Source organism: Rhodanobacter soli (assembly GCF_040548735.1).
Lineage (GTDB): Bacteria > Pseudomonadota > Gammaproteobacteria > Xanthomonadales > Rhodanobacteraceae > Rhodanobacter > Rhodanobacter soli_A.
In genome coordinates this window covers 460,012-474,709 of record NZ_JBEPSD010000002.1, presented here as the reverse complement: position 1 = coordinate 474,709, position 14,698 = coordinate 460,012, and the positions used below count along the sequence as shown (strand labels likewise).

Below are 14,698 nucleotides of genomic sequence, written 5' to 3'. Positions count from 1 at the left end.
GCATGGCAATGCACTGAAAAATCGGTGCATGCGTGCCTGCGCAGCCGGATGGCGCGACAACGGGATCGCGCCACGTGCCTCATCCCCATAGCCCCGGCGCAGGCAAGGACATGCGCCCCTGGCGGTAGGCAACGCCTTGCGGCCAATCCTCAGCCTGCAGCCACGGGCCATCCAGATCGCTCACTTCGCATTGCTGCGCCAGCACCATGCCTGGCGCGACCGAAACCGAGCCGCCCAACATGCATCCCACCATCAGGCGGAACCCGGCGGCACGTGCCGCCGTGGCCAGCTCCAGCCCTGCCGTGAGGCCGCCAACCTTGTCCAGCTTGATGTTGATGAACTGATAGCGGCCGACCAGCCCCGGCAGGTCGGCCTGCGTGGACAGCGATTCGTCCGCGCAGATCGGGATCCGGATCGCGTCCGCATGGCCGGCCAAACCCTGGTCGGGGCCGACCGCCACCGGTTGCTCGATCAGGTCCACATGCAGGGACTGCAACTGCGGCGCCCAGGCCAGCAGTTCATCGACGCTCCAGGACTGGTTGGCGTCCACGATCAGGCGCGCGCGTGGCGCGCCACGGCGCACCGCCGCTACTGCTTCCAGCGGCGAGCCATGTCCCACCTTGATCTTCAGCCACGGGAAGTCTTCCCGCTCGCGCGCCGCTGTCTCGTAGGCATCGATGTCGCGGATGCCAATGCTGACCGAGCTCTCGACCGGCTCCCAGCGCGACGCGCCGGCGCGTTTCCACACCGGCACGCCGGTGCGCTTGGCTTCCAGGTCCCACAGCGCCGCGTCCACCGCATGGCGGGCACCGCCGGCCGGCAGCAACTGCAGCAAATCATGCCGGTCGCAACCTTGTTCAATCGCCGGACGCACTTTCTCGATCTGCGCCAGCATGGTTTCCGGGGTTTCGCCGTGATAAGCCACACCGCCGGCTTCGCCCAGGCCAACCGCGCCGTCCTCGTGCAGTTCGACAATGACCACCCTGGCCTCGCTGCGCACGCCGCGGGCAATGGCGAAGGGCTCCTTCAATTTCCAGGCATGCGGTCTGACTTGCAGTTGGCGGGCCATATGCCTACCTCAACCCAGCAATGCCGCGATGGCCCGTTGCAGCGGCGTACGCATGGGATCGAAGGCCGGCACGCCCAGTTCGCGCTCGGCCTGCGCCAGTGCTTCCTGCGCCGCCGCATCGTCCAGTGCCGCGGTATTCAGGCTCACCCCGGCCAGACGTGCGCCCGGGTTGGTCATCCGCGCCATGCGCAGGTAGAGCTGTTCGGCCTCCTTCAGACTGGGCAAGGCATAGTCCGGCCAGCTGACGATGCGGGAGCGCAGCGGGTCATGACACATGATCAGTACATCCGGCTGCGACCCATGCAGCAAGCCGAGAGTGACGCCGGCGTAAGCGGGATGGAACAGCGAACCCTGTCCTTCAATCACATCCCAATGGTCGGGTGCAGCTTCCGGCGAGATGCACTCGGCTGCGCCGGCAATGAAGTCGGCGATCACCGCATCGATGGCGATGCCGGCGCCGGCGATCATGACCCCGGTCTGCCCGGTGGCGCGAAAATCCGCGTTCAAGCCCTGCTCTTGCATCGCCTTGGCCAGCGCAAGCGCGGTGTACTTCTTGCCCAGCGCGCAATCGGTGCCGACCATGGCCACGCGCTTGCCGCTGCGGCGTTTACCGGTGGCCCGTGGCAGGTTGTCCGGCGGCCGGCGCACGTCAACCAGCCGTATCCCTGCCCGCGCCGCCGCCGGTGCCAGGCCCGGCACCGATTCCAACGGCGTGTGCAGGCCGCTGACGATATCCAGACCGACCTGCGCAGCCTCGATCAACAGCGGCGCCCAGTGCGCGGGAACGCGTCCACCTGGCGGGGTCACGCCGATCACCAGCGAGCGGGCACCGGCGGCGAAGGCCGCCGCCGGATCAAGTTCCGGCAGGCTCAGTTCGACCGTGCCGCCCGACATGCGCGCCTGGCCGACGCAGCTTTCCGCGGCCCAGTCGCGCAGGCCGAAGGCAGTCTTGGCCTTCAGCGGGTTGGTCTCCTCACCAAGAAACAGCAGATAAGGCTTGCGCAAAACCACGGTGTTGAACACACCGCTCATGACCTGTTCTCTTCCATTTGCCACCCCATGCCGCGTCGCATGCTCGTGTTTGTTCCAAGCCTTTCAGACTGGATGGCATTCGAGCACGCCCGGCGGCGGAGCGAATCAGAGAAAACCCGGATACTTGATCGTTACCGGGCAGAGCCTTGTGGCCACTTTGCGCGGATGCTACAAGGCTGAGACTGCGACCCGCGGCGTCAGGGAGGACTGCGCGGCAGGTATCTTCTCCATGCCATCGCGCATGCCACGGTTTGTCCAACTTCGGAACACGACATGTCGATGCACGCCGCCCTCGTCACATCCATCCCGAACGACGGCGTCGCCGCCGCGCGCGCGGCGCTGGTGAAGTCGTTGGACATGGGGTCGCTATGGCAATCCTGCTCGGATCTGGTCAGCCGCGCGCTGCCCTGCCATTCCTGCAGCCTGCTGTTCGATATCGACGGCCACCGGCCGCACCAGGGGCACCACCACCTGTCCGAAACCGGCGACGACGGCGCGCACCTGGTCACCAGCCTGGACGTGGCGGCACCCTACTTGGACGCCAATCCGCAGATTCCCTGGTACACGTTTTCCCAGATCGTCTCGCAGGACGTGCACGCCGCCGAGCGACTCAGGTTGCAGAACCCGACGCCGGGCTGGCGCGAGTTCATCCATCTGGCGTTCTGGAATGGCACGCGCCTGGATGCCGTGTTGAGCATCCGCATCCACACCGAGCATGACCAGCTGTCCGAGCACCAACGGTCCTTCCTCATGGAGCTTTACCCGCTGCTGGACGCCAGCCTGCAGCGCGTGCGCTCGCTGGAATCCAGCCAGGTGCGGCAAAGGTTGCTGGAAGCGTTGCTGTACGAACTGCCGCTCGCCGCGATACTGGTCGACGAGGACCTGCTGCCGTCGTACATGTCGCTGGAAGCCAAGCGCATCTGCCGCCGCTGGAGCGAGGATGCGGAAAGGAGCGGTCACTTGCCGCGGGCCATCGAGGCGCCGTTGCTGCAATGGATGAGGACGATGCCGGTGCGTTCTGCACAGCCAGGAAGCAAGGCAAGCTTCATCCTCGAACACCCCCATCGACCTGGGCTGCGCTTGCGGCTGGAAGCCAGCCCGGCGCCGGAAAATTTCATCCGGCACAAACACCACCTGCTGATCCTCACGCCCGAGGGCGACGATCAGTTGGCCCTGGATTCCACCTCATCGCGCGCCCTGCCGCAGTTGAAATGCCTGTCACCCAGCGAGAGGAAGGTGGCCATGCTGGTAGCTGCTGGCCTGAGCAACGATGCGATCGCGCAGAAACTTTGCCGTTCGCGCAAGACCATCGAAAGCCAGATCAGCTCGATCTTCCGCAAGCTCAACGTGGGCAACCGCACCCAGGTGGCGACACTGCTGAGCTGATATCTTCGAAAGCGCACGGCCATACGCCATGCCTGCTGTGATCGAAGACGCCCGGAACCTTCCTGTCGTCATTCCGGCGAAGGCCCACTACTGTCCGGAGAACTTTCGGAGGCGCGTTCGCAACAAACTGTCGTTGTAAATTTTCACTGAAATCCCCCGCTCACGACCCGGAAAAACTCTTCCTGCTGTCATTCCTGCGAAGGCAGGAATCGCACTGGCTCCGCGCTTTGGCCATAGAGCCGCTTCGCCGCCAAAAGATAGCCCCCCTAAAAAAAGCGATGCCCAGCTTCGCTGTTGCAAAGCGATTCCTGCCTTCGCAGGAATGACGACATCGGGGGGAATTTGAGTCCAAACGGCAGGCGACGGGGCGCCAAACCGTGTGGTGTGTCGCTTCCGAGTCGACGGTACTGATTTACTCCGGACAGCAGTGGGCGAAGGCCGGAATCGCACTTCAACTATGCATCGGATCACGCCCTCCTCGTTGGCCAAGGCGTTCGATCAATGAATGAGTGATGGTTCCCTCTGTTCCGCAAGTGCGATTCCGGCCTTCGCCGGAATGACGACGGGGCAAATGGTAAGGCGCCTCAGTTAGCCGGGACGAACACGAAGTAGTCGTACGCGGCCCGCGCCACGTGCGCGATCATGTCGTCCTTCACGGTGTCGTTCCGATCGGACTTCACGAATACCGCAACGACGATGTCACCCTTGCCGGCCGGTAGCGTGATCACGCCGACGTCGTTGGCCACGGCGCCGACCGAGCCGGTCTTGTGCGCGACCGGCGCGGCATCGGGCAGCATGCCTTTCAAGCGACCCTCGCCGGTACGGCAATCCAGCATGATCGACTTGAGCACGGCGGTGGTTTCGGGCTTGAGCGCCTTGCCCTGCCAGACCAGCCGGAGCAGCGATGCCATGCCCGCCGGTGTGCTGGTATCGCGGGGATCGCCGTTGTAAATCTGCCTGTAGTGCCGGCGGTCCGCCTCGTTCCGCTTTGCCGAGCCCAGGCGACCGTAGTCCGCGGGGCTGAGCGGGTTCTGCGCGGAGGCCTCCAGGTCGCCGAAGTAATTCGCCAGCAATTCCCAGATGTAGCGGTCGACGCGGATGCCGGAGACGCCGAGCGCGCGCATCCGCGCGTCCACCGTCGCCGTGCCGCCGCCCAGCCGAATCAGGATGTCGGTGGCATTGTTGTCGCTGACCGTCAGCATCATGTGCAGCAGGTCGCGCACGGTGATCGCCGAGCCGGGCGTCAGGTGGATATCCATGGGGCCGCCCATCTCGGGATAGATGTCGCCTTCCTTCAGCAGCACCTGCTGTTGCAGGTCGAGCGTGCCTTCGTCGACCAGGCTGAGGATGTTGACCGCCACGGCCACCTTGACCGTGCTGGCCATCGGAAAGCCGGTATCCGGATTCACGAAGGCCGCGCGCCCGCCATCCAGATCGAGCACGTACACGCCGACCTGCCCGTCGAATGGCGCGACCAATCGGCCCAGTTCCTGCTGCAGCCCCTCGGCGCGGGTGCGCGCAAGCTCGGCGGCGCCCGACGCGGGGCAGAACGACAGGAGCAGACAAGCCACCGCGACCATCCTGGCCAGGAAGCGGGTCGGACATGATGCGGCTGCGAGGAGTCGACTCACGGCGTTCTCCCTTCGATGGATGGTTTCAAGCATGGCGGGGTTGATCGTCACTTTTTCGCTTTTGCGGACACGACGACAAGCCGCGGATCATTTTCCGTGTGGCTTTGCCGGCGACAACGCCCCCGCCCGCCGCAGCGCATCCAGCACCGGCTTCAGCGGCAGGGCCGCGGCGGTGCCGCGGTTGCCGTGCACGGTGTGCGCACGGAACAGCGAATTGACGATGGCTTCCTCGGTCGCCTCGGCCGTGGCCTCGAACAGCGGCGTCATGGCCTCGCCGGCAACGCTGCGCGCGGGCTGCACCGATACATCCGGATCGCGCAAGTTCTCTTTCGCGGTGGAAAAGGCGATCACGTAATCGCCCGAGCCGTTGGACATCACCGAGCCGGTGCGCGCCAGCCCGACCAGCGCGCGCCGCGCCAGCCGCTGCAGGTTCGCCGCGTCCAGCGGCGCGTCGGTGGCCACCACCATCATGATGCTGCCGTCGCCGGTGCTCGGCGGCGGCACTTTCAGGCTGCGCGCGTATTCGGCCGGATCCGGCAGGGACTTCCATACCGGCACGCCGGCGATGGTCAGTTGCCCGCCGAAGTTGCTTTGCACCAGCACGCCGACGGTGTAGCCACCGTCACTCTCCGCCAAGTGGCGCGAACTGGTGCCGATGCCACCTTTCCAGCCGAAGGCGACCGTACCGGCACCAGCCCCGACATCGCCTTCTTGCACGTCGCCGTACGAAAGGCGGGTCAGCGCCTGCTCGACCAGGGCCGGGGTCAGCGGGCGTGCGCGGATGTCGCTGAGGTAGCCGTCATTGGTTTCGCCGACCACCGGGTTGATCGAACGCACGTTCTCCATGCCCGGCTGGCGCAGCAACCAGTCGACGGCGGCGTCGGCGACCTTCCATGTGCTCAGCGTGCCGGTAAGCAGGATCGGCGTTTCGATTTCGCCCAACTCCTGTACCTGGGTGATGCCGGCCAGCTTGCCGAAACCGTTGCCGACCACGATCGCCGCCGGCACCCGCTGCCGGAACATGTTGCCGGCATGTGGCACGATCGCGGTGACGCCGGTGTGCAGTCGCGTGCCTTCGACCAGCGTGGCGTGGCCGATGCCGACGCCATCGACGTCGGTGATCGCGTTGTGCGGTCCGGGCGACATCGTGCCGATGACCACACCGACGTCGCGTGCGCGCGGGCGTTGTTCGGCGGCGGTGCCCGACGACGCGCTGGCGACAGCGAAGAAAAGCAACAGCGTGAACCAGCATCTCATCGTTCGACTCCTCCGGCACGGCATGGCGATTACAGCATCAACGAACTGCCTGGGCTGGGGTCGGTAATGCAGCCGCCTGGCCCATGCTGAGGCAGACCTTGCCGGGCGCGCATCGGAAGAAACCCTTATTCCATGCCGCATCGACGCTTGCCGAAGTGCGACGGCAACAGCAACGATCCGGACCCACGTCGCTGCTGCAGGCGCGTGGAAATTTGGGTCGAAGCCTCGCGTTTCGGATCAGCCGCCGTATTGCTTCGGGATCGGCCGGTCGGGACGCTCACCCTGCCAGTAGATAGTCACCACCCACCAGCGCTGACCGTCGAACATCAACTGGAAGCTGTTGATGCCGCGCTCGAATGGCTTGGCATCCGTTGCGACGTAGCGCGATTCGTAGGTGCTGAATACCTGGGCGATGTCGCCGAAACGCTCGACGGTGCGATGTGATTCGCGCTCGAAAAACCCCTTCTTCGCCATCAGGGGTCCGGCCAGACGGATGTAGTCCTCCACACTCAGGACGCGTGCCACGTTCGGGCTGTCCTTGCCGGTATGCACGGCAATCAACCGGGCGCCCGGAACGAACAGCGAGCGCATGCGATTCCAGTCACGTTGCTGGTCCGCAGGGCCGGAGATCACGTCGTAGACCGCCTTGATGATTGCATCCATCGAAGACACGTCGGTGGGACGGGCGGCTGGTACCGCGGATGCAGCCGGGGAAACCAGGCTCGATGCCGGGGCACTTTGTGCGGCGGCCGGCGGCACCCACGCTCCTGCGAACAGCACGCAGGGCAACAGCAATATACGCAACGTGACAAGACCCATGATGTGCTCCCCCGAGGTGCGATGGACAAAGACCAAACTGAAACCTGCGCACGATTTTGCATGCGTCGTCAGAGTACCGCCACCACACCGAATCACACCCCGGCCATGGGGCGAACTGAGTCCGGCTCCTCGCCATCACTCGGTCCATTCGCAGGAAATTACGTTTTGCATAACAACGGGTTATGCGGCCCATCTGTTTTTTCATTGGCCGCTTTTGCCTGCAGGCGACTACGCTCGAAACCGCAATGCACGCGGAGCGTACGACCGAAAACATGGCGATGGTCGGCCGGAGGATTCCCACACTTCAAACGTTGTCCGCGATGCGGTGAAGAAAAAAATTGACGGGGGATGTACAGGGCGATTCACCAAGGTGGAGTGCACATCAGAATGAAAGCCGGGTCTCTACGCGCATCACATCGCAACCGTGTCCTGCAGCGCAAGGCGCTGCCACTCGCCATCGGCGCCATCGCCCTGGGTTTTGCCGGTGCCGCCTGGGCACAGGCGACCAACGGCACCATCTACGGCACGGTACCGGTGGCTGTCGGCGAAACCATCCAGGTCACGGGTGGATCGGGTTTCAACCGCACTATCCCGGTAGGATCATCGGGCAAATATTCCATCACCCTTCCGGTCGGCACCTATACGGTTTCCTTGCTGCAGGATGGCAAGGTCGTGCAGAGCCGAAGCGACGTCAGTCCGGTAGCGGCGGGCGCTGTGGCCGTGGATTTCTCATCCTCCGCCGAGGCTGCCGCCAACGCGCAGACGCTATCGACGATCAACGTCTCGGCCAACGCCCTTCCGCCGATCGACGTGAGCACGACCAACCAGGTCACCACGATCACGTCCAGGCAGTTGCAGCAACTGCCGCTGTCACGCACTGCCGAAGACATCGCCATGCTGGCGCCGGGCGTCAACATGGGCTCGCCCGAGCTGACCGGCGGCCCGCTCGGCACCCCGATCAACGTGTTCGGCGGTGCCTCGACGGCGGAGAACGCGTACTACGTCGACGGCATGAACGTCACCGAGGCGCTCAACAACCAGGGTGGCATCACCCTGCCTTACGGCGCCATCGAACAGCAGCAGACTTACACCAGCGGTTACGACGCCAAGTACGGCCGTTCCATCGGCGGCGTGATCAACCAGATCGGCAAGAGCGGCTCCAACGAGTGGCATTTCGGTGCGCGCGCGTTGTGGAAGCCGGCAAGCTTGCAGTCCGCGCCGGTCAATTATCACTACGCCAATCCGCTGGAGACGGACCCCGGCTATCGACCCGGCGACATGGCCGTGTACCGCAAGGGCGACGGCTCCAGCGAAACGATCTACGACGCCTACGTCAGCGGCCCGCTCATCGAGGACAAGCTGTTCTTCTTCCTGGCTGCCGAGCAGGACGACAGCCATTACAAGACGACCTCGGAGTTCGGCGGCGGGGCCACCACCGAATCGTGGACCGCCAAGGACCCCAAGATCTACGCCAAGTTGAACTGGAACATCAACGACAGCAACGTCCTGACGCTGACCGGCCTCAAGAACTCGCACCAGACGTCGGGAACGTTCTACGACTTCGACTACGACACCTTGCAGCGCGGCGATTTCTCCAGCCTCGACCAAAGAAACAAGACCGCTTTCAACATGTGGGCGGCCAACTACACCTCCTACCTCACCGACAACCTGACCCTGAACGCGATGGTGGGGAAAATGCACGGCGAGTACTTCTCGGAGCAACCCGCCTATCCGGGGTTCGATCCCGATCTGCCGCATATCGCCAGCGCTTCCGTGCAGGATCCGGCGTTCGTCCCGCCGGGAGGCATTCGCAACTCGCAGACAAATTCGACCATCGCCGATCCCAAGCATCGCGAGTCGATAACGAACTATCGACTGAGCCTCGACTACAAGCTGGGCGACCATGACCTCCAGGTCGGTATCGACAACATCAACTCGCGGGACATCAACGACGGCTCGCAGAATACCGGGCCGGGCTACGAATGGATCTATGGGCAAAGCGATCCCGGCAAACCAGTGTTCGGCGTCGATCCCAACGTTCCACCCTATGTCGCCCCGTCGACCCAGTGCCATGACGGGAACTGCTACTACGTGCAACAGCACGTCGACCTCAGCGTGGCCTCCGTGCGCGTGGCCCAGCGAGCCCAGTACATCGAGGACAACTGGCAGGTCACGCCCAACCTGTTGTTGAACCTCGGCCTGCGCAACGACCAGTTCACCAACTACGACGCAGCGGGCGTGCCTTACATCAGGCTGACCCAGCCGCAGTGGGCGCCCCGCCTCGGCTTCAGCTGGGACGTGCACGGCGATTCCACCCTGAAAGTGTTCGGCAATGCCGGCCGCTACTACCTGGCGCTCCCGTCCCAGGTGGCGCTGTCCATCGCCGCTCCCGTGGTGAATGCCGGCGTGTACGGGACCTACACGGGGATCGATCCGACGACCGGCGTGCCGATCGGATTCACGCCCTTGCCGCAGAATCCGGCGACGGGCGTGTCGATCGACAGCGAATATGGCCAGGCGAAAGATCCGCGCGTATCCGCTTCGCAGAACATCAAGGCCGAGTTTTCCGACAACTTCGTGCTGGGCTTGCAACAGCAGTTCCAGATGCTGGGAACGCAATGGGTCTTCGGCGCAACCGGCACGTACCAGAAGATGAACCGGATCATCGACGACTACGACGCCATACAGAACGAGTGCACGGCGGGGCGTGCGCAAGGCTACGACTGGATGACGCCGGACAGTTGCGACCAGTGGGCGCAAAGCCTTGTGCTGGTCAATCCGGGCGTGACCAACGACCTCCTGATGAAGGCGCCGGACGGCTCGCTCGTGCCGGTGAAGTTCACGTCGGCCGACCAGGGCTTCACGAAGGGACCGGTGCGCCGCTACTACTCGGTGGACCTCTCGCTGGAGCACGCGTGGGACAGCAAGTGGTTCGCCAAATTCGACTACGTGTTCTCCAGGACGTGGGGCAATACGGAAGGCCCGGTGAGCACGTATTCCCAGCAGGGCGGATCGTACGAATCGCTCACGACCGCGTGGGACTTCCCGGAAAGGATGGAGTGGTCGAGCGGCGTGCTGCCCAACAGCCGCAAGCACCAGTTCAAGCTCTTCGGCGCCTATGCGATCACCCCGGAATGGACGGTCGGCGCCAACCTGTACGTCACCTCGGGCACGCCGCGGCTGTGCCGGGGCGGATACGGGCCGGATCAGTTGGCCTTGCATGGTTCCCACACGTATTACTGGTGCGGCGGCAAGCCCGTGCCTCCAGGTTCGCTGGGTTTCACGCCGTGGGTCCACGACCTCGGCCTCAATGTGGATTACAGACCGGCATGGGCTCAGCACAAGCTCGATTTCAGCCTCGCGGCGTTCAACGTGCTCAACTCGCAGACACCCGTGTTCTACAACGACTTTTTCGGAACCACCGATAGTCCCAACCCCGACTACGGGAGGATTCAGGACACCCGGGCTCCGCGCAGTGTCAGATTCTCCGTAGCCTACGATTTTTGAGTGACACCCCCCTTGCGCCGGGTTCCGTGCCCGGCGCCTTTTTGCAGCCTGTGCGCCACTTGTGTAGCCTGCCGCGTTGACGCCCATGCCCGTGACGACATGACACTCCAGACGGAGCCCACGCCGACGCCGGACCCTGCCCGACGGTCACTCTCGCCGGTGGCCGCCCGCATGCTGGAGAGAGCCCGCAAGGAATGGGAACAACGGCAATTCGAAGCCGCCGAGCGCTCGATAACCGGCGTGCTGGCGCTGGCGCCGGATGACCCGGACGCCATCCGGATGCTGGGGGTTGCGGCCCAGCGTCGCGGCGATCACGCCACGGCCGTCGACTGCTTTCGGCAGGTCCTTGCGACGTGGCCGGAGGACTCCGATCTGCGCATCGGACTCGGCATCGCCCTGTACGAGCATGGCGAAATCGATCAAGCCATGACGCACTTGCGGCACGCCTGCCAGCTTGCGCCCTCCTCCAGCTCGGCCTGGTTCAACCTTGGCGAGGCACTCTGGCGGCAGACGCATGCGGAAGAAGCTGTCGCGGCGCTGCAACGCGCCCTCGAGCTCGATCCCGCCCATATCTCGGCGCGACTGTCACTGGCGCGCACGCAGACGAGCCTGGGCCAGATCGACGCGGCGGTGGCGGGGTTTCGCGACGTGCTGCGCCTCGACCCCGGCAACGCCGAAGGCTGGTTTGGGCTGTCGAATCTCAACACCGTCCGCTTCGACGCCGCGGATATCGCACGCCTGCAGCGCGCCCTGGCGCGCGAAGGCTTGTCGGATCGCCACCGCGAGCTGCTCAGCTTCACCCTGGCGAAGGCGCTGGAAGACCAGGGCGACTATACGCAAGCCTTCGAGGTGTTCCGGCTTGCCAACGCCTCCCGGCGCAGGCGGGTGAAATGGGACGCCGCGGGGGAACGCCGGCGCGTGGACGCGATCATGCGCATGTTTGCCGACGCGACGCCGCCACCGCTGGATGCCCGGCTCGGCCACGAAACCATCCTGATCGTCAGCCCCCCGCGTTCCGGGTCCACCCTGGTCGAGCAGATCCTGGCCTCGCACCCGCAGGTCGAGGGCGCCAACGAGATCAAGGATCTTCCGCAGATCATCGACGCGGAAACACGGCGCCGCGGCGTGGCTTTCCCGCTATGGGGACCCGATGCGACCGCGCAGGACTGGCAGCGCCTCGGCAACGAATACCTTGCGCGAACCGCACGTTGGCGCGAAACCAAACCACGGTTCACCGACAAGAACCTCATGAACTGGTATTTGGTCGGCGCGGCCCTGGCGATGTTGCCGGCGGCGCGCGTGGTCATCGTCTGGCGCGATCCGGTGGAGACCTGCCTGGCGTGCTTCCGGCAGTGCTTCACCGGCGACGTCGGGTTCGCCTGCGACCTCGACGAGCTGGCCGACTACTGCATCGACTTCCTGCGCCTGAAACGTTTCTGGCTGGAGAAGTATCCGGACCGTGTGTTCGATCTTCCCTACGAATCACTGGTGGCCAGCCCGGAAACCATGATTCGCCGCCTGCTGGATTTCTGCGACCTGCCCTTCGACCCCGCGTGCCTCGAATTCCACAAGACATCGCGTACCGTGCTGAGCGCTCCCAGCGCCGCGCAAGTGCGCCAGCCCCTGCACGGCGGTACCGCGCGTAGCGCGCTTTATGGCGACAAGCTGGATCGGCTGCGCCAACGCCTGCGGGATACGGGTGTGTTGGCTGAGCCGCCATCGCCCCGGGGCTGAAGATCACCCTTCTTTCAAACCCGGGAAATACGTCGCGCTGTCGCCCAACGCCAGCCATCGTCCCTGACGCCTTTTCGATGCGGGTTTACCGAACGCTATGGCAACCGGCTGGCGTGGCTTGCCGCCAGCAACCACTTGCCGCCGCGGCGGATCCACGTGTCCGTGTAGCGGAAATTGGCGGCAAACGGCTCGCCGCCGGCGCGGCCGCGGACACTGGTGATGCCGACGATCAGCGCGGTGTCGCCGTACAGGCGCACCTGCTGATCGTGGTTGCGGAACTCCTCGTAGAACGGCTCCCGCGCGGCGACCTCGGCAAGGTTCTGCTCGAGGTTCGTCACGCTGCCGCGCGAATCGACGAGCGTGAAATCCGCCGTGAGCGCGCGACGCAAGGCATCCGCGTTGCCGGCTTCGAAGGCCTGGCAGGCGTCGGCCTCGGCTTTCAGCAGCTGGCGGGTGGCCGGGTCGGGCTCGACCGCAGCCGCGGTGGCCGCGATTCCCATCAGCATCGCCAGCAGCCAGCGTCTCCCGGTGGTTCCGTTCCATCGTGGCATGGTCGCGCACTTCCTCGAAGCCAAAACTGGCGGGGCCGAGTTTACTTGCTGCCTCTAGCAAAGGAACCTGGCTTCACTCTTTGGCAGCCCCTTCACGAGGCTGGTGTGCGGTCACTCGTCGTCTTCCTCGAACTCCACCAGTGCGTCCAGCTCGGACGCCAGCGCCTCGACCGCCTCGCGCACCTTGCGCGCGGTGGCCGTGTTGGGCGCATCGACCTCGAGCTCATGCGCATCGGGCCCGCGGATGTCGCTCAGGCCTGCGGAGCTGGAATCCGCATCGTCCATGTGATCCATCATGTCCGCGACCTCCTCGACGCGCTCGATGCCGTCCAGGCTCTGCAACAGGTTGATCACGGCCCGGACATCATCTTCGCTTCCGGTCAGGCGCAGGCGCAGTGTCGGCATGGCGGTATCTCGTGACGGGAGGCGCAGAGCGTAGGCAAGCCCAGGCCAAAGCGGCGTGACGACGCCGCATTCGGCGCGGCCGCCGGCCCGTTGTGCACGTACCTGGACGCCGAAGGCCTGTTGAATCCCGGAAAAATTCTCGTCGTCGAGCAGGGAGTGAAGATGGGCCGGCGCAGCTTGCTGCAGGTTCGCCTGACGCCCGATCCGGAATTGCCGGGAACAGGTATCGTTGCATTGCACAGGACACTCACGCTCTAGTCCGTCAGCATTTCCAGCCAACGGATCGGAGTTGTTTCCTGCAGGGCAAGCCCGATGGCAAGTGGTTCCGACCCGGTTGGTTCGCCATACTGGGCGCACATCAGCCAGCGCCACGACCGGGTGCCACGAACCCGGCAATTCCATGATCCCGAAACTGCCTCCCCTTGCCGACGTGCTCAACCTGCTGCCCGACGCGGCTTGCGTCGTCGACGCCGAGGGCCGTTTCCTGTACGTCAGTGCGAGCTTCGAGCGCATCTTCGGCTACACCCCCGGCGAAGTGCTTGGCCGGCGAATATTCGACCTGGTCCATCCCGACGACCGCGCCGCAACCCTGCAGCAGGCCGAACAGGTGATGGACGGCGCGCTGCAGCGCCACTTCCGCAACCGCTACGTCCACAAGGACGGTCACAGCGTGGACATTCAATGGTCGGCCCGCTGGCTGCCCGAGTACGGCGTGCGTATCGGCGTGGCCCACGAGGTGACCGAACTGCGCCGCGCCGAACGCGAGCTCGAGCACCGCGCCAGCCACGATCCGTTGACCGGATTGTCCAACCGCCACCGTTTGCAGTGCGAACTGCAATACGCCATCGCCCACGCGGCGCAGACCGGCGACGGCCTGGCCGTGCTTTACCTGGACCTTGACGGCTTCAAGGAGGTCAACGACCGGGGCGGACACGACATCGGCGACCGCCTGCTGCGCGAAGTCGCACAACGTCTGCAGCAAGGGCTTCGGAAGGGCGACCTGGTGGCCCGCGTCGGCGGCGACGAGTTTGTCGCGCTGCTGCCCGGCTGCCACGATGCCGAAGCCGCGCGGGCCGTCGCCGACGGCCTCCGCGCCTGCCTGGGCCCACCCTTCACGCTGCCCGACGGTTTGTTCCGGCTGGATGCCAGCGTGGGGATCGCCTGTTTCCCGGAAGACGGAAGCGACCCGGACACCCTTCTGTCGCATGCCGACCGCGCGATGTACGCCGCCAAGCGCCAGCGCTAGCGGCGCAGTGACACCAGGCCGGCGCGCGACATCGCCGCGGACGCCCGACCTGCGCTATTGA

At 64.9% G+C, this 14,698-nt stretch carries 11 protein-coding genes; 4 read left to right on the top strand and 7 right to left on the bottom strand.

All coding sequences use genetic code 11. The annotated features are described in order from the left end of the window. Positions 1-79: 79 nt before the first annotated feature. Both dgcA and ABIE04_RS13150 read right to left on the bottom strand, forming a co-directional pair. Positions 80-1,069 (bottom strand): N-acetyl-D-Glu racemase DgcA, encoded by a 990-nt coding sequence (dgcA, locus tag ABIE04_RS13155; protein WP_354550982.1) that lies wholly within the window; start codon positions 1,067-1,069, stop codon positions 80-82. A gap of 9 nt (positions 1,070-1,078) precedes the next feature. Further along, a complete protein-coding gene (locus ABIE04_RS13150) occupies positions 1,079-2,101 on the bottom strand; it encodes a DUF1611 domain-containing protein (protein WP_354550978.1) in 1,023 nt (340 codons plus the stop codon). A gap of 273 nt (positions 2,102-2,374) precedes the next feature. Between ABIE04_RS13150 and ABIE04_RS13145 the strand changes: the two genes are divergently transcribed. After that, entirely contained in the window at positions 2,375-3,487 is a 1,113-nt protein-coding gene (locus tag ABIE04_RS13145; protein WP_354550974.1) for a helix-turn-helix transcriptional regulator, read from the top strand. A 584-nt stretch (positions 3,488-4,071) separates the two neighbouring features. Here ABIE04_RS13145 and bla read toward each other — a convergent pair. From bla to ABIE04_RS13130, 3 genes are all read right to left on the bottom strand, one after another. Further along, positions 4,072-5,169, bottom strand: coding sequence for a class A beta-lactamase (bla, locus tag ABIE04_RS13140; protein WP_354550970.1), 1,098 nt, complete (start codon positions 5,167-5,169; stop codon positions 4,072-4,074). 36 nt (positions 5,170-5,205) lie between these two features. Next, the gene (locus ABIE04_RS13135) at positions 5,206-6,375 is read right to left on the bottom strand and encodes a P1 family peptidase (RefSeq protein WP_354550966.1); all 1,170 of its coding nucleotides are present in this window, start codon (positions 6,373-6,375) and stop codon (positions 5,206-5,208) included. Between the two features lie 237 nt (positions 6,376-6,612). Continuing rightward, positions 6,613-7,194: a hypothetical protein gene (locus tag ABIE04_RS13130; RefSeq protein WP_354550962.1), complete on the bottom strand. Its 582-nt coding sequence runs from the start codon at positions 7,192-7,194 to the stop codon at positions 6,613-6,615. Positions 7,195-7,581: 387 nt separating this feature from the next. On the opposite strand from ABIE04_RS13130, the gene ABIE04_RS13125 reads away from it, so the two are divergent. Together ABIE04_RS13125 and ABIE04_RS13120 are read left to right on the top strand one after the other, a co-directional pair. Further along, complete coding sequence (locus ABIE04_RS13125) at positions 7,582-10,701, top strand: TonB-dependent receptor (RefSeq protein ID WP_354550957.1); 3,120 nt, start codon at positions 7,582-7,584, stop codon at positions 10,699-10,701. Between the two features lie 171 nt (positions 10,702-10,872). Further along, entirely contained in the window at positions 10,873-12,435 is a 1,563-nt protein-coding gene (locus tag ABIE04_RS13120) for a tetratricopeptide repeat-containing sulfotransferase family protein (RefSeq protein WP_354550953.1), read from the top strand. A gap of 95 nt (positions 12,436-12,530) precedes the next feature. On the opposite strand, the gene ABIE04_RS13115 is transcribed toward ABIE04_RS13120, so the two are convergent. Beyond that, the gene (locus tag ABIE04_RS13115; protein WP_354550948.1) at positions 12,531-12,986 is read right to left on the bottom strand and encodes a nuclear transport factor 2 family protein; all 456 of its coding nucleotides are present in this window, start codon (positions 12,984-12,986) and stop codon (positions 12,531-12,533) included. 111 nt (positions 12,987-13,097) lie between these two features. Continuing rightward, complete coding sequence (locus ABIE04_RS13110) at positions 13,098-13,391, bottom strand: hypothetical protein (RefSeq protein WP_354551465.1); 294 nt, start codon at positions 13,389-13,391, stop codon at positions 13,098-13,100. A gap of 400 nt (positions 13,392-13,791) precedes the next feature. On the opposite strand from ABIE04_RS13110, the gene ABIE04_RS13105 reads away from it, so the two are divergent. Continuing rightward, positions 13,792-14,637 carry a diguanylate cyclase domain-containing protein gene (locus ABIE04_RS13105; RefSeq protein ID WP_354550943.1) on the top strand — a complete coding sequence of 282 codons (846 nt, stop codon included), beginning with the start codon at positions 13,792-13,794 and terminating at the stop codon, positions 14,635-14,637. Positions 14,638-14,698: the final 61 nt, after the last annotated feature.